Annotated in this window: 25 protein-coding genes and 1 pseudogene; 3 read left to right on the top strand and 23 right to left on the bottom strand. The window is 33.1% G+C overall.

Annotation, left to right across the window (positions count from 1 at the left end; genetic code table 4):
- Positions 1 to 83: 83 nt before the first annotated feature.
- The 21 genes from GvMRE_RS02475 to GvMRE_RS02395 form a co-directional block, all read right to left on the bottom strand.
- The gene (locus GvMRE_RS02475; RefSeq protein WP_147409707.1) at positions 84 to 326 is read right to left on the bottom strand and encodes a hypothetical protein; all 243 of its coding nucleotides are present in this window, start codon (positions 324 to 326) and stop codon (positions 84 to 86) included.
- A complete protein-coding gene (locus GvMRE_RS02470) occupies positions 316 to 777 on the bottom strand; it encodes a hypothetical protein (protein ID WP_147409706.1) in 462 nt (153 codons plus the stop codon). The genes GvMRE_RS02475 and GvMRE_RS02470 overlap by 11 nt, the downstream gene beginning before the upstream one ends.
- Before the next feature lie 30 nt (positions 778 to 807).
- Entirely contained in the window at positions 808 to 1,332 is a 525-nt protein-coding gene (locus GvMRE_RS02465; protein WP_147409705.1) for a hypothetical protein, read from the bottom strand.
- Positions 1,320 to 1,496, bottom strand: a complete 177-nt coding sequence (locus tag GvMRE_RS13400; protein WP_172575222.1) for a hypothetical protein — start codon at positions 1,494 to 1,496, stop codon at positions 1,320 to 1,322. The genes GvMRE_RS02465 and GvMRE_RS13400 overlap by 13 nt, the downstream gene beginning before the upstream one ends.
- Positions 1,496 to 5,860, bottom strand: coding sequence for a hypothetical protein (locus GvMRE_RS02460; RefSeq protein WP_147409704.1), 4,365 nt, complete (start codon positions 5,858 to 5,860; stop codon positions 1,496 to 1,498). Before GvMRE_RS02460 ends, GvMRE_RS13400 begins: the two co-directional genes overlap by 1 nt.
- Positions 5,861 to 5,943: 83 nt before the next feature.
- Positions 5,944 to 6,162 (bottom strand): hypothetical protein, encoded by a 219-nt coding sequence (locus tag GvMRE_RS02455; RefSeq protein ID WP_147409703.1) that lies wholly within the window; start codon positions 6,160 to 6,162, stop codon positions 5,944 to 5,946.
- Between the two features lie 41 nt (positions 6,163 to 6,203).
- A complete protein-coding gene (locus GvMRE_RS14490) occupies positions 6,204 to 6,422 on the bottom strand; it encodes a hypothetical protein (RefSeq protein WP_425451139.1) in 219 nt (72 codons plus the stop codon).
- 13 nt (positions 6,423 to 6,435) lie between these two features.
- Positions 6,436 to 6,639 (bottom strand): hypothetical protein, encoded by a 204-nt coding sequence (locus GvMRE_RS02450; RefSeq protein WP_147409702.1) that lies wholly within the window; start codon positions 6,637 to 6,639, stop codon positions 6,436 to 6,438.
- 10 nt (positions 6,640 to 6,649) lie between these two features.
- Complete coding sequence (locus GvMRE_RS02445; protein ID WP_147409701.1) at positions 6,650 to 6,901, bottom strand: hypothetical protein; 252 nt, start codon at positions 6,899 to 6,901, stop codon at positions 6,650 to 6,652.
- Positions 6,885 to 7,076, bottom strand: coding sequence for a hypothetical protein (locus GvMRE_RS02440; RefSeq protein WP_147409700.1), 192 nt, complete (start codon positions 7,074 to 7,076; stop codon positions 6,885 to 6,887). Before GvMRE_RS02440 ends, GvMRE_RS02445 begins: the two co-directional genes overlap by 17 nt.
- 9 nt (positions 7,077 to 7,085) lie before the next feature.
- Complete coding sequence (locus GvMRE_RS02435; protein ID WP_147409699.1) at positions 7,086 to 7,307, bottom strand: hypothetical protein; 222 nt, start codon at positions 7,305 to 7,307, stop codon at positions 7,086 to 7,088.
- Positions 7,308 to 7,342: 35 nt separating this feature from the next.
- On the bottom strand, positions 7,343 to 8,890 hold the full coding sequence (locus GvMRE_RS02430; RefSeq protein ID WP_147409698.1) for a hypothetical protein: 1,548 nt from the start codon (positions 8,888 to 8,890) through the stop codon (positions 7,343 to 7,345).
- A gap of 11 nt (positions 8,891 to 8,901) precedes the next feature.
- Positions 8,902 to 9,150, bottom strand: coding sequence for a hypothetical protein (locus tag GvMRE_RS02425; RefSeq protein WP_147409697.1), 249 nt, complete (start codon positions 9,148 to 9,150; stop codon positions 8,902 to 8,904).
- Positions 9,151 to 12,129, bottom strand: coding sequence for a P-loop NTPase family protein (locus tag GvMRE_RS02420; protein WP_147409696.1), 2,979 nt, complete (start codon positions 12,127 to 12,129; stop codon positions 9,151 to 9,153). It abuts the gene before it with no gap.
- 1,083 nt (positions 12,130 to 13,212) lie between these two features.
- The gene (locus GvMRE_RS02415; protein ID WP_147409695.1) at positions 13,213 to 13,425 is read right to left on the bottom strand and encodes a hypothetical protein; all 213 of its coding nucleotides are present in this window, start codon (positions 13,423 to 13,425) and stop codon (positions 13,213 to 13,215) included.
- The gene (locus tag GvMRE_RS02410; protein WP_172575221.1) at positions 13,418 to 14,332 is read right to left on the bottom strand and encodes a tyrosine-type recombinase/integrase; all 915 of its coding nucleotides are present in this window, start codon (positions 14,330 to 14,332) and stop codon (positions 13,418 to 13,420) included. The genes GvMRE_RS02415 and GvMRE_RS02410 overlap by 8 nt, the downstream gene beginning before the upstream one ends.
- 5 nt (positions 14,333 to 14,337) lie before the next feature.
- Positions 14,338 to 14,490, bottom strand: coding sequence for a hypothetical protein (locus GvMRE_RS13395; RefSeq protein WP_172575220.1), 153 nt, complete (start codon positions 14,488 to 14,490; stop codon positions 14,338 to 14,340).
- Entirely contained in the window at positions 14,483 to 14,620 is a 138-nt protein-coding gene (locus GvMRE_RS13390) for a hypothetical protein (RefSeq protein ID WP_172575219.1), read from the bottom strand. The genes GvMRE_RS13395 and GvMRE_RS13390 overlap by 8 nt, the downstream gene beginning before the upstream one ends.
- A 1-nt stretch (position 14,621) precedes the next feature.
- Complete coding sequence (locus GvMRE_RS02405) at positions 14,622 to 14,825, bottom strand: hypothetical protein (protein ID WP_147409693.1); 204 nt, start codon at positions 14,823 to 14,825, stop codon at positions 14,622 to 14,624.
- Positions 14,818 to 15,333, bottom strand: coding sequence for a hypothetical protein (locus GvMRE_RS02400; protein ID WP_147409692.1), 516 nt, complete (start codon positions 15,331 to 15,333; stop codon positions 14,818 to 14,820). The genes GvMRE_RS02405 and GvMRE_RS02400 overlap by 8 nt, the downstream gene beginning before the upstream one ends.
- A 1-nt stretch (position 15,334) precedes the next feature.
- Positions 15,335 to 15,979, bottom strand: coding sequence for an ERF family protein (locus GvMRE_RS02395; protein ID WP_147409691.1), 645 nt, complete (start codon positions 15,977 to 15,979; stop codon positions 15,335 to 15,337).
- A 141-nt stretch (positions 15,980 to 16,120) separates the two neighbouring features.
- On the opposite strand from GvMRE_RS02395, the gene GvMRE_RS14310 reads away from it, so the two are divergent.
- A complete protein-coding gene (locus GvMRE_RS14310; protein ID WP_281267940.1) occupies positions 16,121 to 16,252 on the top strand; it encodes a hypothetical protein in 132 nt (43 codons plus the stop codon).
- Positions 16,253 to 16,599: 347 nt separating this feature from the next.
- Here the strand turns inward: GvMRE_RS14310 and GvMRE_RS02390 are convergent, their stop codons facing one another.
- Together GvMRE_RS02390 and GvMRE_RS02385 are read right to left on the bottom strand one after the other, a co-directional pair.
- Positions 16,600 to 16,815: a hypothetical protein gene (locus tag GvMRE_RS02390; RefSeq protein WP_147409690.1), complete on the bottom strand. Its 216-nt coding sequence runs from the start codon at positions 16,813 to 16,815 to the stop codon at positions 16,600 to 16,602.
- A 2-nt stretch (positions 16,816 to 16,817) separates the two neighbouring features.
- Positions 16,818 to 20,027, bottom strand: coding sequence for a hypothetical protein (locus GvMRE_RS02385; protein WP_147409689.1), 3,210 nt, complete (start codon positions 20,025 to 20,027; stop codon positions 16,818 to 16,820).
- Positions 20,028 to 20,271: 244 nt separating this feature from the next.
- Between GvMRE_RS02385 and GvMRE_RS02380 the strand changes: the two are divergent.
- Positions 20,272 to 21,672, top strand: a pseudogene (locus GvMRE_RS02380) (AAA family ATPase); the annotation flags it as partial.
- 110 nt (positions 21,673 to 21,782) lie between these two features.
- On the top strand, positions 21,783 to 23,699 hold the full coding sequence (gene mnmG, locus GvMRE_RS02375; RefSeq protein ID WP_147409687.1) for a tRNA uridine-5-carboxymethylaminomethyl(34) synthesis enzyme MnmG: 1,917 nt from the start codon (positions 21,783 to 21,785) through the stop codon (positions 23,697 to 23,699).
- The last annotated feature ends 112 nt before the right edge of the window (positions 23,700 to 23,811 follow it).

Genomic DNA, 23,811 nt, shown 5'->3' with positions numbered 1-23,811 from the left:
GTAGTTTTTAAGTCTCTATAAGTTTTTGAGTTCAGACATAAGTTTCCTTTTGTTGGAAAAAGGATCTAGGCTTATTTTGTGAACTAAATAATAATCGGATTTTTTAATGCCTTTCTTAATAGTTTAGGCATTAATGCTTTTCCTATTCCTGAACCAGTTACTAAATTGCTAACAGGATTAAATCCATACTTGGTTGAGTATTCTGTCGGCTTGTTTAATGCTTCGTCTAGTTTTATAAATATTCCTCACTGTTCGGGAGTGTAAAATTTAAGTACTGTTTTTTTGTCTTCTTTAATGATAATTAATGGCTTTTTTTTAGTCTTCATCTTCACCTAAATCCTTTCGTCTTTTTCTTATTAGTTTGTGAACTTCACTTCAATCTGGTTTTTTTTGTTCTGATTGTTTTGGCATTACTGGTTGTTTTTCTCGTTTCGATTCTTTTTCTTTACTAGGCATTGGTGGCGGGGTTGGTATCTCTGCCGTTTTCTGAACAGAATTATTAATAATTGGTTTGGCTTGCTGATTAGCAAAAAAAGCATTAATAATTCCTTTAAGAATATTCACTTCTACTTTTAATAATTCCACCTCTTCATGTCCATTTTTCTTTTCTAGTACTTTTATGCGTTCAGTTTGCTCTTTGTCATGTTGTCCTAATTTTATGCTATCTCTTTTGATTTCTAAAAAGTATCTAAATATCATAACTAATCCTGCTAAAACAACAAAGACAAGAGCAAGACACAAATAAAATCATTTAGAATAGTCGCAGTGTGTTTCCATATTTATTATACTTTCATTAATCAATTCATACTATTTTCACTTATTCTTATCGTGAACTACATTCGTCAATTGTTCTAAAAACTTATCAGCATTATCCTCATTGCCTTTTAGTTGAACCAGCTCATCATAACTTTTGCGAAAACTTTTTAATAGATTATAATAGCCATCCATGGAGTCTTCGGCAATGGCTTCATCGGCTAATTTTTTTAAAGATTCTGAATTAGCGATAACTAGGTCTTCTTCTAAGAATTTTTTAATATTGGTTCTGATTCGGTATCATTTTTCCTCGGGGGTTTCTATGCCGTTTAAAATATCGGCTAGTCTTAGACAATAAGCCGTGGCTTCACTGCTCCCTTTATAATTAATTAAATGGTTAGCTAATTCGCGGGATAATTTGTCTTGTAATTTTCAATAAGCCTCAATGCCTTCGGTTTCAGCTGCTTTTTCGGTTAATTCAATTTCTTTACGGAAAGTTTGAGAATTACCAATCTCGGCTAGATGGGTTTTGGCTAATTCAATTCTTCTATTTATTTCTTCTTGGGTTATTTCTTTCATATATTATGCTTGTTTTTTTTCGTTTTTCTTTCTAGTTCTCATTCAAGACTTTTTATTCTGGCTTCTTGTTGAATAAAAACTCAAAGAGGTAAAGATTCAGGAACAAAATCAGTAAAATACTTGGAGTTATCTTTGTTAATTATATTTTTTTTAATTTTTTTCATTATGCGGTCATCAGTAGGGTTCAGACTAACTTGCCCTCTTCATTTTTTAATTTTTGATAGTCTATTTTAGCACTGGTTAAATTGTATAATCCGGCTAATTTACGAATAGTGTTGGGGTTTTTGCTGCGTTTGTTAGTTTCTTCATAATCTTTGCTGGCTAATTCATTGATTTTGGCTTCGACTAAGCCGTTTAAAACAGTTCTAGTTTCTTTAATTACTTCTTCTTTATCTTTTTGTGATTTAGTTTTGTCTTTGGGAACCATTTTTTTAGTAGCGGCATCGTAGTATTCTTCATCTAATTTTGTTCCAAAGACCGAACCAATAAACTTGGCTTTGTTGTTTAAATTTAACCCTTGTGGATAGTTTTTATCTTGGGCGATAAAGTTGGAAATCATTTCTTTTAAGAGATTTTTTGCTTGGTCTTCACCCATAGTAATCGCATCTGATTTGCCTAAATAGCGATTTCATAACTTTTCACTAGGGTTAATTTCTTTCAATATACTACCAAAACCAGGGATTTTGGCTAATGCTTTAATATAAGTAGGGATTGCCATTGCTTCGTTTTTGTCAGTATCGTTATCTTGCCTTCAAACCAGTTTATCAATCGGCGTTTTTTTATCCACTTGTTCAGAAGTAATTTTCAATCCCATCAAAATTTCCTCTGGTGCTTTTCCAAAAGTCAAAGGTGATGGGTGAGACAATGCTCCTCGAAGAATATTAACATTGTAGATTTGTTTATAGGCTTTATCGTTAATTTGTTTAGTATTGCCGTCAAAACAAGCTTTAACCATCGCAGCCGAAACATTATCACTTAAATCAATTTCTCCGCATTCTTTGGTTAGAGTAATCGCTAATCCATAAGTAATCCGAGCTACTCGTCCCATTTGTTGAATTAAAGAAGAGATGGGAGTGAAACCGAGGGTGGGTTCCGAGTAAGTGAAATATTTTTGTAAATTAGTAGTTTCTACGGCTCCTAAGCAAGCAACAGTATGAATAAAAGGACTATAACCCATTTCTTTGGAACCATCTACATTATCCGCTGAACCCTTTGGTCTTCCGTGAGAAATGTCTTCACAGTTCTCATCAAATTCCGGAGTGTAAACCATGTAAGAGACATTGTCGCCTAAGGCTCTTTTTTGTTCAGCACTTAGTTCTAGGTTCTTTCCAAAAATTCAAGTATTTCCTGTTTGGAGTCTTTCTTCTCAATTAACTTCAATGGGAATAGGTAAACCATCATCATCTTGTCATTTAATTGAACCAACTGGAACTCCTCGTAAATTTTCTAGTCTTTCCACTTGCTCGGCATTTTGGTAGATCATTAATCCGCCCGGCATGTTCGGTTCTAATTTGCCACCACCTCAAATCCTTTTCATTGGGTAAGAAGAGGTAGTAGAAAATTCCGAACCAGGAAAAGTAGCCGACATTCTTAAACAGTTATAACCCGCCTTAATCATTTCAAATTGTAAGGCTTGATAACCCGCATCGTTAAAATGGGCTTCGTCAAAAACTACAATAGTTTCATCTTTGGGAATTAGTTTTTGCTTTACTTGCTGCTTTTCGTTGGCATCACTTCAACTGTTTATGCCGCCACTTTCCACAAAAAGATTGCGAGCCGCAAATCCTAGTAAATCCCCAAAATACATGATGGATAGTCCTTTTTTGCCCGTTTGATTATCAGCATCTCATTCCAATCCTTCTTTTTTTCCTGAATTAGCATTATATCAGTAGGCTAAATCGTTCTTTGCTACTTTATAACCTCCATGAGATTTATAAAGAGATTTCAGTTCGGGGTCATGCTTGTTTTCATCAATTTCTTGCTGGGTAGCTCGTTCAGCCGGTTTTCCTCGTAAACAATAAGCCATTTCGGTTTCTCCTTTGGCTCCGCCGTGATAAACACAGCCTCAATCTTGTAATCAACTAGAATGGTGTTTTAAAGCACTGTCTACTAATCCCGTAGTGGGACAAACTAAAATAATATGGCGTTCTCCACCTTTTACTAAACAATTTATTAGTTTAGTAGTTTTTCCGATACCAGTTCCAATCGCTAAATGTCCTGCGTTTCCTTTATCTCCGCCAATAACTTCAATGGTTTCTTCGACCCATTTATCTTTACTTGTAAATCCACCTTTAACAAATTTCCTTACTGTTCTAGTTCCAATTTGACAAAAATGGATATCCTTATCAGTTAATTTATCGGGGTTAAAAGCATAACCTTTGGCATCTTTGCTCTTTTTATAGAAAAAGTCTAATAAATAAGCTCCTTTTTGGGAAATATGGAGTTTATCTTCCGCATTAGTTTTATCTTTGGGAAGTTCATAACCTCCTTGTTTACTTAATCAACTATGAGGTTGACCTTTATCATTTTTGCCATATAGTTGTTCATTAGGAGCATTTAAATCTTCTCATTTACCGTCTTCTTTAAAAAGCCCGAGAGCCTGAACATCTTTGTCAGCCGCAATAAAATCGTTCAACTTTTTGACTGTCATCGGCTCATAATTAGGGACATTTCAAGTGTTTTGTAAATTAGTGGCTAATTGCTTTAATTTGGTTTCTTCAATACCGCCATCTTGGGGGTCAGTTAGAGAATATCAGAGATTTTGTTTTTGTTTGTTTACCGCTTCTTTAATTTCATTAGGCTTAGTAGGAGGCAAAAGATTAGTTTTTAACTCCGAGAATTGTTTATCTATGCTGGCTTGGTTAGTGTCTAATTCTCTTAAATACTTATAAGAATTAATTTGTTGGACTAGATTATCGACTTTGGCGATTTCAGCATCGATATCTTTTTTGTTAATTTTTAGGACTTCAATATTGGTAATGTTTTGGTAATTGATTTTGCTGTTTTGGATGTCTTGGGGGTTAATTCAGCCATTATCATAAGCAATTCGCTGGTCTTTTCCGGTGTTTGGCAAGCCAGTAGGGGCAGTTCTTCACAATTCTATTTCTTGGTCGGATAAATTGGTTGCAGGCTGTTTTTCTTGGAAATATTGCTTAAATAATTCGACTATTTTTTTGTCTCTTAATCCTCTTAATTCTTCATAATTAATAGTGTCGGGGACTTGTTTTTGATTGTAAGCGTTTTTGATATCATCATCAGTGGGAAAATTGTCTAAATTAGTTTCTAAATCTATTCTTTCAACTATAAAATCATGGGCTTTGTCTACTTCTTCGGCTACATGTTTTAAAGGATTAATGTTTTTAGTAGTTTTCTCATATTCCTTGCTTTTGATAATGGTTTTAGTAGTGTAAATTTCAATTATTTTGTCCTTGTTAATTAAGCCTTCGGGGTTGTTATTCCACCCGTTATTATAAATCTTTTCGGCAATACCAACACTTAATTCACTATTTATTCAATTAGGTTCTCAATCTTTTTTAATTCTGCTGTCGCCTTCTCGGTCGCGGAAAAAAGTATCTCAGGCTATTTTTTTCCTTTGCTGAGGAATGTCGTCTAATATTTTTTGAAAGCCATCGGGAGTTGGAACTTCTTTTTCAATTCTTCTTTTTTCATCATCTTCAAAGTCGGTTCCTACTATTTGTTTGCCCTTAGCTTTGGCATCCTCGTAGAGGTCTTCGGCTCCTTCAACATTAGAGCCAAATTTATCACGTCATAAAGTTTCTTTATCACCGGGAATTAAGTGCTTTTTGAAAAACTTTAATCAGCCTTGGGTGGCTTGGATTTCATCCTGATATTTGGCTTGTTGGAGAGCAATTTCTCTGTCATCTTTAAATTTTCCTTCGCGTCCTTGAGGAATGCCGTCTTCTGGCTTAGGTTCATCAGGATAAAATTTGTCTTGACCGATAATGTCATGTAATTCTTTTAAGATTACTCCTTTGGGTTTTAATTCTTCAATTATGGCTTTTATAATGTCGGGTTTGGGCTGGTAAATGCCATTCTCAAATTTATCTGTTCCTCCTAATTTGGTTTCTATGGCCTTATTAGTTTGCTCTTGGGTTTCTTTTTCTGTTTCTGGTCAGGTTTTATAAGTTGTTAATGCTTCTGTAATTGCTTTTAAATCGTTTTCTTTATTTCAGCCGCCAGTATAATTACCATCCTTGAAGTTTCCCTTGCCAAAAAGCTCGTAAATGGTTTCCTTGGCTGTGGCAACTATTAGCTCTTGGTTAAATTTATATTTTCCGTTCTTAAAATTTTTGTTACCAAATATTTCTTCTAAAGAGCTTAAAAGTTGTTTGGGACTTAATCCTCCCCCTTGATAGGCTCCATTAACAAAATTCTTTTCACCACCAAGAGTTTCAATGACTATTTTTTTAGTTTCATCCTTAATTAGTTGTTTGGTTTCAACATTATTGCCAGTTTGACGGGCTAAAGCTTTAAGTTTAGTTTCTAAAAAGGAATTATTGTAATTCATAAGTGATTTAAATTATTAATAATTTATTAAACAATTAAGGATTATTAATCCCTTACTTTCACTTAAAAAATGATGCTAAACACTTATTTAATTGTTTCGTATTTGCTTAGTTTTTTTTTTAAATTTTCAATCTCTTTTTCTTGTTGAACAACTATGTCTTGCAAATCTTCATTTGCTTTTTTAAGTTCAAGAATATAGTCTTTGGCTTTTTCCGTAGCTGGAATAATAGTAAAAAAAGTTTTTTTTTGTTCTTTTTTGTCTTCTTCATTGGCTACTTTAAATGCTTTTTGGTAATTATGCATATTTTTACACTTCTTCACGCACGCTCGGATAGGCGAAAATGTTAAAAAAAGACCTTGATTATCCTTCCTTTTAGATCATTGGATTCACTGGGTGGAATTTCCACTAAAACTTTATCTCCTTCTATGATTTTCTTTCATCTTCGGTCTTCTCGTTTAAAACGATTAGCAATGCTAGCTTTAACTAGTTGATTGTTTTTGTTTAATTCAACCTGAAAATCGTTAACATTTTCTCTTTTAGTTACCGTTCCCTTTTCTTCTAAAAAAATAGTTTTCTTAACTATTTTGTTCCTCCTGTTTTTCTGCTTTCGGTTCTTCCTCTTCTTTTACTTCTTCCCAATGGTCGTCGCAATAATACTTTTTGCTATCTTGATCTTGGTGTTCAGCTTGTTTTTCGCATTCAGAGCATTTTTGATCTTCTATTTTTTTAGTTTCTTCTTGATTTTCTGTTTTTTCTTCTTTTTTTTCGTTTTCAGTCATTAAGTTAATTTTAGACCCATAATCCTAAACTTTGGCGAAAATCATTAACTTCTTGTAAAATTTCTTTTAGTTCAGTAGCATCTTCTGGTTCTAACCCTTCATTCATGGATTGGTCGATGTTGAGTATCAAATCATTGCGTAACATCTCTGCTTCACTGCCTCAATCTCCTATATTATCCATTTGATTTTGTATTTTTCGGTAAAGTGAAAGAATTTCGCCTTTAAGGTTAATTATTGTGTCCCGATTACTGTAATTTCCCATATTTGTTTTCGTATTCTTCAATTAGTTTCAAAGTTTTTTCTTTATGTTCAGCAAGTCATTTCCTCATATTTTCTAAATAGTTTTCGAGACCAATTTTAAATTTTTCGTGGCTTTGCCTTTCTCTTTCGATTTCTTTTACTAACTCTCTAATTGCTTCTTTTTTGGTTTTGTTCATGAAGGTTTTTTAACTTTCTTTACCAAATCAAGCCTTATCTCATTCTTCATCGGTTAAATCTGCTTCTAATTTTGTAGCACATTGAGAACAGGTATGTCCTATTCTATTTCCGTCCTTATCAAAGATGATATATCCCTTTCCTTCTGTGGAATGGCTACAGATAAAGCAAGTTTCTTCTTGTCCCTCTTCTTCATATGCTTGGGCTAGGGTTCCGTTAATGTTTAATTTCATATCAACAACAATTTTAACTAATTATTTTTTTTATTCTAGTTTTCATCCCCATCATCTAACATTTCTAATAATTTAGCCCATTCAGTAAATCCGTTAAATATAAATTCTCTAGTTTCTGGTAAAGCACAAGCTTCTAATAAAGGAGTTAAAGTGTTTGCTTTTTCTTTTAGTTCTTCTCCAGTGTTTTCATCCAAATTATGCTTTAATTCTTGGCTTTTATTTTCTAATCGCTTAATTTTGTGATTATTGGTTAAACTAGTTACTTCTTCAATAAATTCATAAGTTTTTAGTAATTTATTAGCAATAAATAAATTTCTTAATTCAGTTATTTGCTCTGGGGTAAAATCTTGTCCGATTAATGGAGCTATTTTGATTTCTAATGCGGCTAAACTTTGGTCATCGATTTCCTCATCTCTTTGGATATAATGTTCATAAATGAGTTTGACTGCTTTTCTTGCTTTTTCATTACTTTTTTCTTCTATTGTTCAAAAGTCGTCATTAACTGAAATTTTTTTAATTATCAAACTATAAAATTTTACTCCTAAATCTTGTTTTGTTTTAATACTTAAAGTTTTATGGTCATTTATTCACTCATTTCATCAATTCCTTTCTTCCGCTAATTCTTCTTCTTTTTTAGTTATAAACAGACTTAATTCCTGTAGAGTATTTACCCCACGCCTAGTTAATAATTGCTGAATTTCACTATTAATCCTGTTAATTCCTTCTTGAGTTTGATTTCTTTCTTGGACTATTCGATAAATACTTTTATTTCCTAGTATTTGCTTTAAATGTTCATGGTTTTTAATTCCTTCTCCACCTCCTTCTAATATTCGAAGAAATTGTTGGAAATTTTTCTCTAATTTTTGGTATTGGGTTTGCTGATTATTTATCTTTTCGGTTAATTCTCTTATTTGATTTTGCAAGTTATTTCTTTCATTTTGGTACTCATTTTCTCTCCTGGTTTTTTCTCTTATTACTTCATTTAATTCAGTTAAATTACTTACGCCTCAATATTCACAAATGTTCTTAATTTCTTGTTTAGTTTGTTGTAATTCTTGGTTTGAATTATTTCGTTCGTTAATTAAATTCAGTTCACTAGCCTTTAAACTATCCAATTCTGCTTGATATTTTTGTTGAAATCTAGCCTCTAATTCAGGTAGTTTAAGATAAGGACAATCATGTTCTGTACTAGGAGTAAAATTCATTGAATTTGATTTTAATGGTATATTAGTAATAATAGGAGGTTTTGTTAGATCCCTAGGATGATTAGGGTCGTTTTCTGGATCAGGCTTATTTTCTTTTGGAGTAGCCAGAGCTATTTTTAGATTTCAAGGAATTTCAGTCGCTTCAAGCCAATTCTCGCGAATATTAAAGCGTCCACTTGAAGCAAATTTTCCGGTAAATTTCACATCCAACCTCTCTTTTTGGGCTTTTTCCAATAATTTAGTGTATTTACTAGGATCTATTTTGGGTTTTTTATTCGGATCCTCACACCATATTCCTGTTCCCAATTCATTTTCTATTTTGTTCTTTCAATAATTCCGAAATTGCTTTATTTCACTAGGAAGAATGTTTGGATTCATTTAATCATTTTTTAACTTACTTTCAAGGTTGCCAAGCAGTCATCGCAAAATGATTTAGTTTCAGTTTCGTCAGAAAATACTATTATATTAATGCTTTCTGCTTCGGCTTTTTCCTGATGGTTAGTTACTCCACATTTTTCGCAAATTGCTTTTTCTGTGTCCCTAAAAGTTAATGTTTTGCTTTCTTTTAGGATGGTATCGCTTGGATTGATTTTATTGCTATTAGATTGCTCTAAAATTTGTGGTTCTTTTTCATTCATTTAATCAGCGGGCAGTTTTTTTCACTCAGTTTCTTTGATAATTATCTTTTTTTGAGTTATTATTTCTTCAAAAGAAATGTGTTTGTCTTTTCGGTTCTTAATTCATTTTTTTAAAGCATAAAATTTCGCACTTGGAGTATACTTAATCTCTTTAGTGATACTCAAATCTTCGGCTGTTGTTTTGCTTAACCATAATTTCACTGCTTCTTTATCTTGATCATCTATCGGTTGTGCTAAATCCAACCAATATCCATCTCTATTAGTGTTAATAGTATGATAACGAATTCTTTTGACTTCTATTTCTTTGTAGTCGGTTTGTATTCAAGCGATTTCTTTTTCTACTTCTTCATCCAATGTCTCGATTGGTATCGCACTTGGCTTTCAATTTTTTTCATAACTTGGTCAATCTGTCACCAAATTCAGCACGCTTTCGTATCTTTCTACTGCTTCCTTTTTAACTGCTTTAATTTCCTCTACATCTCTTTTTTGGGTCAGGGATAATAGTTGCTCACTAACTTTAGCATTTTTATCGGTTATTTGATAATGCAAAGTGATAGAACCCTCTCCATCTTCTCTGACATTTCTTTCTATTTTATAAGGATGATTGCCTTCTTTTCTGCTTTGATCCTTTTCTCCATCATCTAAAGTAGGCAGATGATCAAGAAGTCCTTCAATTTTTAATTCAACTAAAAAGTTAATTGCATCTACTAAGTTCATAATTCCTCCTCGGATTCCAAATTCTTCTGTAATACAGCGAGCTAAAAATTTTTCACTTATTTTTTTTCGTACTTGTTCTTGTTCAGTAGTAAAAGTATCAGGTTCATTGCTTTTATTATATTCATCCTCATCGTATTTTATCTCTACTCCGTTAATAGTTTCTTTTCCTACTATATCACTAGGGAAATATTCCCTTACAAAAGCATCTCTCCTGTTCCTTAAAATCTCTAATCTTTGGTCAAAAGTTAACAATTGAATATTCACTTTTTTGCAACGAGAACGCACAAAGTCAGGCACTCTGTCTCAATAATTTGCAGTTAGCATAATTATGGCTTGGCTTAAATCTACATCAAATTCTAAAAAATCGTCATAATAATTAGAATTAATTTCTCGGTCGGTCATTTGTCCTACTACGAACATTACTGTTTCCTCTTTAACTTTCTCAAATTCATCTAATAAAATAATTGGTGCTTGACTAGGAAAAGCATAAAATTTACCGGATAATCTATTTATTCTCTCTTGTAAATTAAGATACATAATCTTTTCTTTTTTAGAGCCATATTGGTTAATTGAATTAAGAGTCTTGGTTAGTCTTTCTTTATCTTTTTCTTGGTCTTTTATTGCTTTAATTTCCTCTTTTATATACTCTATTCTTTCGTTTTGGTAGTTAGTTTTTTTCTTCTTGCTTTCTAAATGTTTTAATTTGGCTTCTCATTCGGTTTTAGTTCTAAAAACTGCGGTGGTGGCATCACATAATGCACCAGCTACTCTTCCGTAGGTTGCACTATCCAAAGTAGGTCGCATTCCCTTTAAAATTTTAGGGTGATTTTGTCCTGCCATACCAATCATAACAATCGGACGCTTATAAGCCTTAGATAAGGTTTTGCTAATTTCCGTTTTTCCTACTCCTGCTTTCCCACATAAGCAATAAAAAGTTTGCGGTATTTTCTTGCCAATTGAACGATAATAATAAGCCGTTTTTGTTTTTTTGCGTAATTCTTCTTTAAATTCAGCAAAGCCAGTAATTCCTTTCATTACTTTATCATAATTATCTAAATCGCTTCAAATAACTTCCTCACTAAATGCTAGACATAAGCCAGTCATTCCTTTTAATCGATTTTCTTTGGCTTTCCCTCCTGCTTTTTTCACTACATTTGTTCTCCTAGCCAAATTTTCCAAAATTAAAGTATCTTCTACTGCTTCGGCTTTTTCTTTTAAAGATTGATATTCATCAGGAGTTAGAGTTGCAAATTGGTCTTTTTGCTTTTTAATTTTTTTCTCTTCAGCGGTTTCTTCGATTTCCTCTGTTATTGGAACAGGTTTGGCAGGTTTTAATTCAGTTGAAGCAGTAGCAGGGTTTCATTCTAATGTTCCTCGATACATGGTATTAATATAAAAGAAATGACCAAAGCTATCCACATATTCGGCTATGGGAGTTTCCAAAGCCATACACTGGTCAATAATTTTTGACATCTGAGTTAAAAAGGAAGGTTGTTCTTCTTTAGTACTCATCCTGGTAGTACTATCCCGTTGAGTTCCTTTGTCTCGGTCTTTATCTCGCTCTGTTAACTTATCTTCTCCTTTATCTAAATTAGGTTGTCACTCTCAACGATCAGGATCATCTTTGCTCCTTTTTCTTAAACCAGTTTGCACTTCTACTTCTGCCGAAGTTCAGTTGCCTCTCCTTTCTTTAGCGTCTTTAGCTCATTCTTTTTCTTGCACTCCATATTCACCTCCAACCATGTCAATGGAGCGATAAGGCTTTTCTTTGCTTCTAACTACTTCAGAAGTTAGTTTTTTGTTTTCTTTGTTGACTGTGCGATCTACACTCTTGTCTTGGAAGCGGTCTTTAAGAGTACTCCCAGTAGTTTTATCACTACTCTTTAAAGTGATTAATTTCTCAATTTTTAGTTTTATATTAGGGAATAATTTGTGATATAAATTCTCGGTTCGTTTTAATTCTTGAAACTTACTGCCTATCTCGGAGGCAAATCGACCTATAAACTGTTCTTTGCTTCCATAGTGAACGTTATATTTTCACTTCTGATAAACTAATCCTGTGAAACCTTTGGCGGTTAGTTTTTCTAGTTTTTGGTCTTCTTTGGTTAAATCTGGAGAACTAATAAAATAATCTTTTACGTTACTCTGCCCTCAAAATTCATTGAAAGTAGAAAAGTAGTTGGATAGAGTTTTGGCATTAACTTCAGCGAGAAGTTTTTCTTCTTCCTCGTGTTCTTTAGATCTAAGGCGGGCGTAGTTCATCTTCAAAACATTTTTAACGTTGTTAACTTAATCCTTATCATTTGTTTCTTATCAGCATAGTCTATGGTTTACTTTCACTAAGATGAATATGAGTTGCGAAAGAAACTAACAATTTAAAGGTCGGTGGTTAATTCTATTGATGACTTAATTTTTGTTTCAAAATTGCTTGCCAAAGTCTTGATTAAAAGTTAAAAGGTTAATTGACGATTTGGCTTTTTGACAAAACGACCACGTTTATTCTTTTTAACGATGAAAAGACGAGAAGTTCACTTAATAACTTTTTGACGTTCCCTTAATGAATAATGATTATTTCCTCGGAAACGATTAAAAAGACAAAAGAGAAACAAAAGAAAAAATAATGATGCCCCGAAGAAAAGTTAAAAAGAAAGTAGATGTTTTCGTTATTGATTTAATTTAAATTTATTAAACACTCCAACAAGTTGTAATGTTTAATTAATACTGAACCTTATTTTTATATAATAAAAAGAAAAAAATATATAAAAAAAGAAATGAAAAAAAACACTGCCAAAATGCCTTTTTATTTACTTTGTAAATAAGTTTAATTATGCCACGCCACTTCAGTTTTTTTGAAAAAATAAAAAGACCTTCTCCTCCCTTATTTTTTTTGTACAAGCAAAACAATTATGAGCCTCATGGTGTTTTTAATAAGTTTAAAACGGACTCTTTATCGAATTCTTTTACCAATTTTTTCTAGTCAAAAGGCAGTTATACTGGCTTGTTTATTCTGACTAGTAGTTAATGGGAGGAGCCTTCTATGTTTTACCATATAGACGAGTTTACGCTGTGGTTTATGACTTGTTGTTTTGGGTCTAGACAAAGTTTTCCAAGTAATCTATCTCTCCTCACATTTGCAACCTTTGAAGTAGGATTTTGCTAGCACTAGTATTAGCATGAGTTGCATCCGGCAACCCGAATCTTTATCGCTAATTGAATAGAAAATACATTTCAGGATTAGATTTTATTCCAATTCCTATTAGCCACTTCTAAGAATGACGCACTCATTATTTTCTCATTAACAAGTTGATAAAATCAGTCAATAAAAATTAAGGAGGTAAAAGAAATTTACATTTTCTTCCCTCCTTTTCATTCTTCTCTTGTGACTTTGAATTTTTGCCTTAATATTTCTTGTTCTTGTAATCAAGATTGTTCATTTACAGGTTCAAGCGATTTTCTTGTTAATTTATATTTGCTTTTTGTGTAGTCAAGAGATTTTTTGGCTAGTTCGTAGTCTTTTAATTTGCTTTCTTTTTGTGTAGTGGCGATTGGTTTAAGCATGTTTCCCTCCTACTCTTCTACTTATTTCATTCAAAAGTTCATCAGTGGAATATTTTTCTAAATCTTTCTCATTACTTTCTAAATTAGGCTGGTTTTGGTTTTCTTTGAATATTTTGCTATAATCCTGATAGAGAGTGTTATGGTCGTTGTGGATATAGCCCATCGTGGTTTGAATATTACTGTGTCCCAGTTGTTTTTGGATAGTTTCTAATCTACCATTTTTGTTGTATAAGTTAGTTGCTAAACTTCTGCGAAATGTGTGGGGGCTGATTCATTTGTTTATTCCTGCTAATTTAACTCTTCTTCTGAGAAATTTTCGAATTGCTTCTTCACCCAATTTTTGTTTTTTATTTTTAGTAAATAAGTAGTCAGGAGAACCTAAATCAATGTGTTTTATCAAAAAAACAGGCAAAAATATATAACGAACTTTATTACCTTTACCATGGATTTTTAAAGAGCTATCTTGGTAATTTTGGTGTTTTAAGTTAATTAATTCATTTATCCTCAATCCTGAGTAAAACAAGAAATCTAAAATTAAGTTATTTCTCTCATAAATGGCTTGTTTTTCCTCAAATTTAACACTTTTCAACAATTCTAATTCTTGCTGGTTTATAGTTGTGTAAAACTTTTTCTGAATTTTGGGAATTAACTTTAATATTTTTTCTCATTCAATATCTTTAATTCCTTTAAATTTAGCATAAGTTTTTAAGGCTTTGATGTAGCCACGACAAGTATTAGGCTCTAATTTTTGGCTTAAACATTTGGTGAGTTTAAATAATTCTTCGTTAGTAAAAACAATACCGGAAGCGTATTTTTTGGTTGCGTGTATAAGATTTCTAATACTTTTAGCAGAATAATTTTTTTCTTTTAACCATTCAAGATATTTTTCTAAATTAATTTCATTCATATTTTTTATTTCTCTTTCCCCTTCCTTTCTAAATAACCTTTGCATTTTTTACAAATCCATTGCTTGCTTATTTCTGTTTCGCCTATCTTTAAAACATGCTGAATTTCCGCAGTTTTTTGACAATAAGGAGACTTATATTGGCACTGTTTTTTATTCATTTTCCTCCTTTTTTCTTTCTCTATAAGCCTTTTGGTTTCTTTGCTTTTTATAATTTAATCAAGCCTGGTGAGAAACAGGATTTTTCTTTTCTGCGGAAGTTTTTTTCTTTTTCTTTATTTCTGTGTTCATGTTAGTCTTCTTCCTCCTCATCATCTTTCTGCCGACAACTTTTACAGACATTGATTTTTCTGCCACAATTGACACATTTGCCTTCGGCTTTTTTACTCACAAAAAAAGTAATTAAGAGTAATAAAAATAGAAAAAAGAAAATCAAACCAATAACTATTAAGCCTTTGACAGCAAACATTCCGACTTCTGTTCAATTACTATTCATGCTTCACCTCCTTTTGCTCTATTTCATACTTTTCTAAAAATTCTTTTACTCGGTTAGGAACAACTTTGCCAGTTTTTAAATTTACTACTAGGGTGCCATCAGGTAAAATAAGTTCAGCATTATCTTTATTTCAAATGCTTATGATTTCTTTTGCTTCTATCCTTTTGCCTAATAATACTAACAACTTTTCATTATCCGGTTCAGCAGTGGATTTTTGAATGGCTTCCTCTATTAGAGCTATTTCTTGGCTTAATTTCTCTAAATAAGCATCTTTGTCTAGTATTTGTAAATTCTTGGACTGATAATTGCTGTAAAATGCTTGCTTATAAAGTAAATAAGCCTGTAAGTATTCACCGGGCATTTTTTCTATTAGTTCTAGTTCTCTTAATTTCTCTAGCTTTTCCATTAATTCGAGTGATTGCGATGAAAGGTCTTTCTCTTCTCTGGTTTTGTTTATTTGATTAATTAGGGCTAAGATTCGTTTTTTTAATTGGATAGTTTCATTCATATTATCCGCTCCTCCTTAAATGTTCGGCACAATAAGCCTTGGCTTGAAAACCATTCATTTTCTTGCCAATTGCTCCATTTTCACAGTCTTCTTGTTGGCACTTGCCAAGTTCAATTACTTTCTTAGTCTGTGGTTGGTTAACTACTGTTTGGGATTTATAAGCACCATTAACCTTATCAGGGTCATTTTCGTCACCAATGGGAATTAAAAAGAATTTGCTTAAAATGTATTTCACGGCATAAGTTTCCGCGGCTCCTTTTGCCTTTGCTGGGTCTTGGTTAATTCCGGCGGCTCAGAAACTAAATTCTTTTTCTTCACCGCTTTCAGTGTCAATAATCAGCATTATTTTGAGGTATTTGATGAATCAGTTGTTATCCTGCTTTTCGCAAGTAAATTCAGCCTGATTATCATCACTTAATAAGATGGCTAGTTTTTGCTTGTTTAGCAAAGGCTTTAAAAGTTCTAATACTTGTTTTTCGTTAAAATATTTATAGTTCTGATAAGCGTTTTTGTTTCGCTTAGCTAACTCTCCCACTTCATTTTGGATTTTCTGGATTTTTTTATAAAGAATGTTGTTTCCCTCTGGGGTTTTTTTTGTTTTTTCTTTTACTATTTGCTCTTTTGGAGTAATTTCATTTACATTCATATTTGCTTAAAAATTTGGTGTTCCTTTTTGAACATATTGGCAGGAGGGAAACTATGAAAAAAAATTTATCAAAAGTAGTAAATTAATGTCCCCTCCTGTGGTTGGTGTCGACTAAATAAAGAATTTGAGAAAATTTGTTTAATGGAAAGAATTAAGTCTTATTCTTCATCAGCCGACATATTGGTGCCAGCAAGCAAGATGAAGCTTAATACTCCTTTCAATAACGTTTTGTTTGTTTTCGTAAATGAACAAGACACAATAGAAGAGAATTAGGTTGTTTCCTTACTTGCTGACGTATTGGTGCCAGCTTTTTTATTAGATTTAGGAACTAATTTGCTGGCACATTAGACCAGCGAAAGTTTTATTTCCACAGGAAAGTGATGGATCCGACTTTCGCTGGCATTTGGCGATGGTTGAAGTAGAAATTTCAACCACCATTTTTTAACTGTTCGGAGCGTTTCCTGTTAAAGCAAATTCGAAATCACACAGAAAAAACTTCACTTTAACATTTTCAACAGTTAATATGCTTTAAAAGCCCTAGCAAAAAAAACTGCTCAATAATAACTAGGGCAAGTTATTTACACTCGCACTTATGCTCTGGCTTGCCACAGCCTCCGCATTTAACTCTTTTTCTGCCCATTCTCTCCTTTCTTTACTTGCTTTTGCTGGCAAGAATGGCAAGTGTAAATAAAATAATTATTGCCATTTAGGTGAAACCGGTCATTTATTCATGCTCGACCACAGCCATCAGGGAGCGGCTTTTTAACTTTCTTTGGTGGTATGGCTAGAAAACTAAATGGCGAAAAACCCCTCTTCCTTAAATTGGTTTCAGTCATGTTTATTCCTTTTCTTCTTCGCTAGTTTCTACTTCGGTGCTTTCGCTATTATCACCACCATTTTTTTTGCGGAAGGCGAAATAATAAACTGCCCCAGCTATAAGAGCAATGCCGGCTGCTCCGAGCAATCATCAAGCCCAAGTAGGAAACTTACCCTTAGGTGGTTCTTGAGTTTTTTTTTTGTCTTCTTTTTCCTCTTTTGGCTTAGGCTCGGTTCCCTCATCCGGTTTGGAAACAGGGACATTTTTAGTTTCTGTTTTTTGGATACTGGCTAAATGCTGGCTAATGGCTTGGTATAGCTTAGTCTCAGGTTCAGTTCAAGTTTGTCCGACGGCTTTAATTTCATCCAGTTTCGCTTTAGCACTCTCTAACTCTTCAGTGATTTTGCTTTTGCTGGCTTCAAATTCTTTGCCTTCTCCGGTGGGCTGTTTAGTAGCAATAGTTTCTTCGATTAAGTCTTTCAGTTCATATCTTCGAATAGCGGCTACTACTTCTTGGGGTGATTTAGATTTTAACAATTCTGGCAAGTCTTTTACTTTGGCAAATTCCAAAAAGTCTGCTTTAACTTTCTTTACGGGTTTTTCTCCCTCTTTGGCAGGTTCAGTTTCTTCGTAAAGGTCTTTTAATAACTCAGTTATCTTTTCTTGCGTGCTGTATTCCTTAAAGTTTATTCATTTAGTGATAATTTCACTGTCTAGGTTCTTATCTAACCCCAGAGCCTCATTGACACTGCCCAAAGTTTTGTCTTTTAGTTCCTGGTAGGCTTTGATGGCGGTAAAACTGGAATTAGTGCTATTAGTAATATCTTCATAAGAATAGCCTAGTTTATCCACTTCAACAAATCAGGAAATAACTTCTTTGCCGTCTTTTTCCCTTTTAATTCTTCGGTCATCAGCGGAAAGGTTCACATACTGCTTAATTTGGTATAAGCGAATACAAGCAATAAAGGCTTCAATATCAATGTCTTTATCTTTCAGTCAGTCCTTTAAGTTATCGTGAGTGCCGTGGGTGGCTTTAATGTGGTCTTTTAGAGCCTGTTCAGTGTTTAAGTAAAAGTCTTTAACTAGTTTCCAAAACTTATCATCTTTGGAATACTCGCTTTTGCTTCACTTGGCTTTAATAGGGGCTTGGTAATCACTGCCTAGCACTCTTTTTAAAGCATTTTCTAAGTCGTTGAGAATTAGTTCACTTTCACTGATTTTCTTTAAAGTTGCCCCGAGGTTATCATTTTCAATATTGATGTAGTTTTTTAAGGCTTCTAGGTCTTGGACTATCTTTTCGGCATTTTTGCTGTTATTTTTGTCTTTAAGCCATTCCTCAAAATATTTATCTAAGGTTTTGTCCTTAGGAACTTTGATGACAATATACCGCTGATAATTAGCCGTGTATTTGTTGTAATTAGGCTGAATTATGTCTTTGAAATATTTATGCGTGCCGGGTTTAAGTTTAGTGTTAATTAACTCTTTTTCCTCTTTGCTTCACTTACTTTCATCAGTGCCGAGCAGTCCTAAATAATCGTCATAATCCGCAGAGAAATTAGTTCAATATTCCCAAGTTTGCTTTTGGTCAGTTTTAGTTTTTCACTTTTTCTTAGCAGCATCATAGGTGGCTTCAATTTTGTTATGGACATGTTTAAGTTTATTGGCTAAGACATTGCGGTCTTTTTTAGTGTATTTGCCAAGTTTTTGTTTTAGGTCTTTGATTTCCTTATCATTGAGTTTTTTGTGTTGTAAATCAATTTGGTATTCCTCTTTTAATTCTTTTAGTTCACTTTCTTTTAGGTCTAATTGTCGTTTCTTTTCAGCATATTCTTTGCTGTTAGGCTCTCCACAAATAATTAAACTGCTACCTGATATTAATTTATCGTTGCCCAAAGTGTAAAGTCCGCTAGTTAATCCTTTTAAACTGGCTACTTGGTCAATATTAGTTTCGTTGCTTCTTTCATTTATTCAAGTGCTACATTGAGCATTGCCACAGACTTGGTGGAAAAGAAAGACCATGCTTGAAAAGCCGTTGGTGTTCATTCCTGCTTCTTCTAAATTAATGGCTTTGCGGGTTTTAATTCATTTATCCTTAGTTCCGTCTTTGACTTTTCATTCGTGTTTGACTGTGTTGCTATCTAGACCATGGCTCACATAAAAACTGCTTTGCTGGCTGCTATCTAATTCATAAATAGGGAATAATCCTACTTGCTTATAATCCTTATCAGTTAGTAGCGTGTAAGTTTTGGCTCCGTTGGTTAAGCGATAATCATTGGCTCCGGTTTTGCTTAGAAGTTCATTGTTACCGCCATTAGGGAATACAAAGAAAAAGAAATCTCGCATTTCATTTAACTTTACATCTACTCAGTTAGTATGGTCATAAGTAGTGCCGTTGACTTTTGCTTGCTGGTAGTAAGGGATAAAGGTTTCGCTACCAAAAAGATAACTGTCAGCAGAATTGGTGTTGTCGTGCTTGTTGCTGGCAATATGGCTTTGGATGTTTCTCACTGGTATCCAACTAGGCATAATTACTTCTGATTTGCTTTTAATATCACTAGCAGTGCCAACAGCCACCATTTTTTCATAGTATTGTTTATAGCGTCTTCAATTGCGGTCTACTCATTCAGCCGAATTAGGGGTTGGACCAGCATGTCCAATATTCCTTTGATTAGCATGAGCATTGTCGGCATGATGGTAATAATTGCCATTGTGGGAGACTATAAAGCCACTGTCTACATCAATTTGGTCTAGTGGATTAGGGTCGTCCCAGGCATTAACTACCAGAGTGCTACCATTGGCTCCGGCACCTCCTCGGTTATCAAAGCCGTGTTGGATTTGGTTTAAGGAGGGGGTGTCAAAATTCATCACACAAGTTAAAAAACTGTGGAGGAAGTTTGAGGGCAAAGCTCTATCGGCTCAAATGGCAGTGCTACCCAAGTTAATTTGACTTACTCTTTGGGGGAGTTGGGTGCCGTTCTTTTTCCTTAAAAATCTAAACCTATCAAAGACTTTTAATTGTTTTTGATACTCTTTGAAAGCAGTATCATCTCCATCATAGCCCGTTTTTAAGGCTTCTACTTCATCTTTTAAGTCGCTTACTTCTTTTTCTAAGCCAGTTATTTTTTCACTGTTTTCTTTTAGGCGAGGTTCTATTTCACTTTCATTTATATTTTTGTATCTTTCTACTTCTTTTTCTAATTGTTTTTTGTTTTCGTTTATTTCTTCATTCATTTTAATTTACTTTTCCTTTCAATTGTTTTGTTTTTTGACCTCTTCTGGAATTCACTAGAAGAGTTTGGCATATGGATGCCTGATTAATAATTTCATTCATGATTTTGTTTGTTTTGCTCTTTCTGTTGTTGGGATGAACTTCCCCAGTTTTTTATTTTCGGCATTTGTTAGCCGTTTGTCCAGTTAAGGACTATCCAGTCTTCTCATCATATCTTTTCTTATATAAGTTTACACTCCTGGAGTAGGCAAAACTTCTTTCGCGAAAATTATGGCGGAAGCACTAGGAAAACCTTTTTTTCTTTTAGCCTTAGGCGGGGAAAACGATCCCGCAACTTTGACCGGAACCAAACCTGATTCTTCACGCTATAAAATTGGACAAATAGCTCAGTTTTTAATTGAAGGACAAAAATCCGACCCTCTTATTTTACTTGATGAAATTGACAAGACTTCTACTTCTCTTCACAAAATCTTAATTCATCTTCTTGATTCAGAACAAAATCAAAATATTTATGACCATTGTTTAGAAACAGCATTAGATTTTTCAAAAGTTACTTTCATTGTTACTGCCAATGATAAAAGAAAAATTCCTAAAGAACTTCGTGACCGAATGGAAGAGATTGTTGAGTTAACGGAACTTACTAAAGAACAAAAAAAACAAATTGCTAATAATTTCCTCCGAAAATGAATTGAGAATAAAAATCTTTACCAGGCTGACCAACCTCTCCTAACTATCACCGATGAAGCTTTTGACACTTTGATAAACAAAACTCACGAAAAAGGCGTGAGACAATTAAAATCAGCCTTGAAGCATCACATATTTCATTATTGCTCACAAAAATGAGCCGAAGAAGAGTCCCAGGGACAATTATTATTAAGCAAGATTGAAATTACTCCTGATTTAATAAACCAAATTATTCCTCATGACTTTCCGGATACTGAGCAAGAAGATAATCAAAAAGAGGAAAAAAATACCAAAGCCGACCAAGAACAATTATGACTTTTGCGAAAAGAATTAAATTCTCTCCAATGAGAAAAAGACAAATTGGCAAACATTATTGCTAATAATAACCAAAGCAAATTAAAAGCAAGCAAGTTTCGCGCTCTTAATATAATTAAAAAAGCCTTAATGGAAAAAGATGAAAATATTTTAACTGGTCACAATTACGAAAAAAAAATCAATGACGCCACTTCTCCCGAAGAAGTCGAAGTTGTCCGAGAAGAAATTTTACTGTTAATTACAGAAAAATCTAAAAGTCGAAAGCCAATTGAAAAAGCAAAAATAATAAAAACTTACCCCAATAATAAGTCACCAATTCAAAATAATAATAAAGTGTTAGAAAAATTAGTCAAAGAATTAACCAAACTAGTCGATAACAGAGATAATATTCAATCCTTAGAAAACAAGTTAGTCCAGAGCGAACAACAAACTAAAGAAATAGCAGAACAATTAAATAGTTTTCGGCAAAACGCTGTTTTAGAAACACAAAAACTGAAAAAGGAAATCCAATGCTCAAATAAGCAAAAAAATAATTTTAATTGAAATATAAATGGTTGATTTATTTTATTCATTATTATTAGCAGTGTTCTCTTTATTAGCGGAACAGTTTATTGAATAATTCATAAGAAAAAAACAAATAAAGAATAATTTAGGAATTGTGTATTTGTTTTAACAAGAGAAAATGAATAAAAAGTGAAAGACATCTAGAGAATTCTGCTAATCGCAAAATGATAAAATTTTGTAAAAATTATTATAATATGAATGCTGAAATTATTGTTATTGGTGGTGGTCATGCCGGGATTGAAGCAGCTTGCATTAGTGCTAAATTAGGAAACAAAGTTTGTTTGATTACTTTAAATAAGGAAAAAATTGGTTTTATGCCTTGTAACCCTTCAATTGGTGGGTCTGCCAAAGGAATAGTAGTGAGAGAAATTGATGCTCTAGGGGGAGTAATGGGTCAAGCAGCAGATGCTACTGCTTTGCAATTTAAACTTTTGAATTACTCTTCAGATCCAGCCTTTCAGACTTTGCGAGCCATCCAAGCCTTACGAGTTCAATCAGACAAAGTCGCCTATGCTCGTTATATGCAAGATTTAATTAGCCAGCAAAAAAACCTTGAAGTAGTAGAAGGAGCAGTAGAAGGTTTACTAATTAAAAAAAATAGTGTTATTGGTGTTAAATTAACCAACCAACAAAACATTTACAGTAAAATAGTGATTTTAACCACCGGAACTTATTTGCAGCCAATTACTTATAAAGGTAAAGAGAGCCAAATTGAAGGACCAGATGGGGAAAAAAAGGTAATTAATAATATTTCTCAACAATTAAAAGAGTTAGGATTTCAATTGAAACGCTTTAAAACTGGCACTAGTCCACGAATATTGAAAAACAGCATTGATTATACTAAATTTAAATTAGAACTAGGGCATGACTTACCCCTAAAATTTTCTTACCGCAGCAAAAATTCAGAATTATTGCCTTTTAATAAACAATTACCTTGCTATTTACTTCACACCAATGAAAAAACTCACCGACTTATTAGGGATAACTCTCATTTATCACCCATTTTTTACAAGCCAGACATGGGCACCCCACCGCGCCATTGTCCTAGCATTGAACATAAAGTTTGCCGCTTTGTTGACAAAGAAAAACACCAAATTTTTGTGGAACCGCAATCCCAAATAGAAGGCACTGATGAGGAAAAATCTTATTACTTACAGGGACTTTCTACTTCTTTACCAGTCGAAATTCAAAAAAAGGCTTTGATGACCCTCCCCGGATTTGAAAAAGCCCAGGTACAAAAATGAGGTTATGCCATTGAATATGATGTAGTAGTTTCAGACCAATTAAAAAAAACTTTGGAAACGGAATTAATTAGTAATCTTTTTACTGCCGGACAAATTAACGGCACTACTGGCTATGAAGAAGCAGCAGCCCAAGGTTTAATTGCCGGTATTAATGCCAGTCAAAAAATCAAAAACCTTCCACCACTAATTTTAGGACGCGAACAGGCTTATATTGGGGTTTTAATTGATGATTTAGTTAAAGGAGTTGACGAGCCTTATCGTCTTTTAACTTCTTGAGCAGAATATCGCTCACTTTTACGACATGATAATGCTGATACTCGTCTTTATCCAATTGCTCATCAATTAGGATTATTAGCCGAAGCACAATGAAAAGAATTTCAACAAAAGCAAGCATTACAAAAAATTATTACCCAAAAATTACAAAAATTAGAATTTACTGTCTCTGAACTAGGTCAATATTTTCCGCAATTAGAAATTAATCAATGAAAAAATTGTTTAAATTGTAATGCTTATAATCTATTAATCATAGGGCAAAAAAAAATTTCCTTAGCCGAATTAAGTCCTTGAATTCCTGAAATTAAAAAATTAACTTGGGAAGGTCAAAGAGAATGTGAAATCAACATTAAATATGAGTATTACATTAAAAGGCAAGAACAACAGGCAGAAAAAATGAAAAGATTAAACAAAGAATTAGAAAACAAAATCCTGCCACCCGATATTGATTACGACCAGTTAAATTTATCAAAAAAAGAAAAAGAAAAATTAAAAAAAAAACGTCATCCTTTATCTTTATCTGAAGTTAAAGGCATTGTTAGCCCTGATAATTTACTTGTATTAAGTTATTATTGCAAAGCAACCACTCACTAACAGAAATTTCCTAAAAAAGGGTTTTTAATTTGGTTCAAGATAATATTTTTTCATGGTTTTGCTGAGGAAAATTTGCATACATAACAAAATAAAACAGCAAAAAATCAGTTAA

This window comes from endosymbiont GvMRE of Glomus versiforme, assembly GCF_003546845.1.
This window is presented reverse-complemented; position numbering and strand designations above follow the sequence as displayed.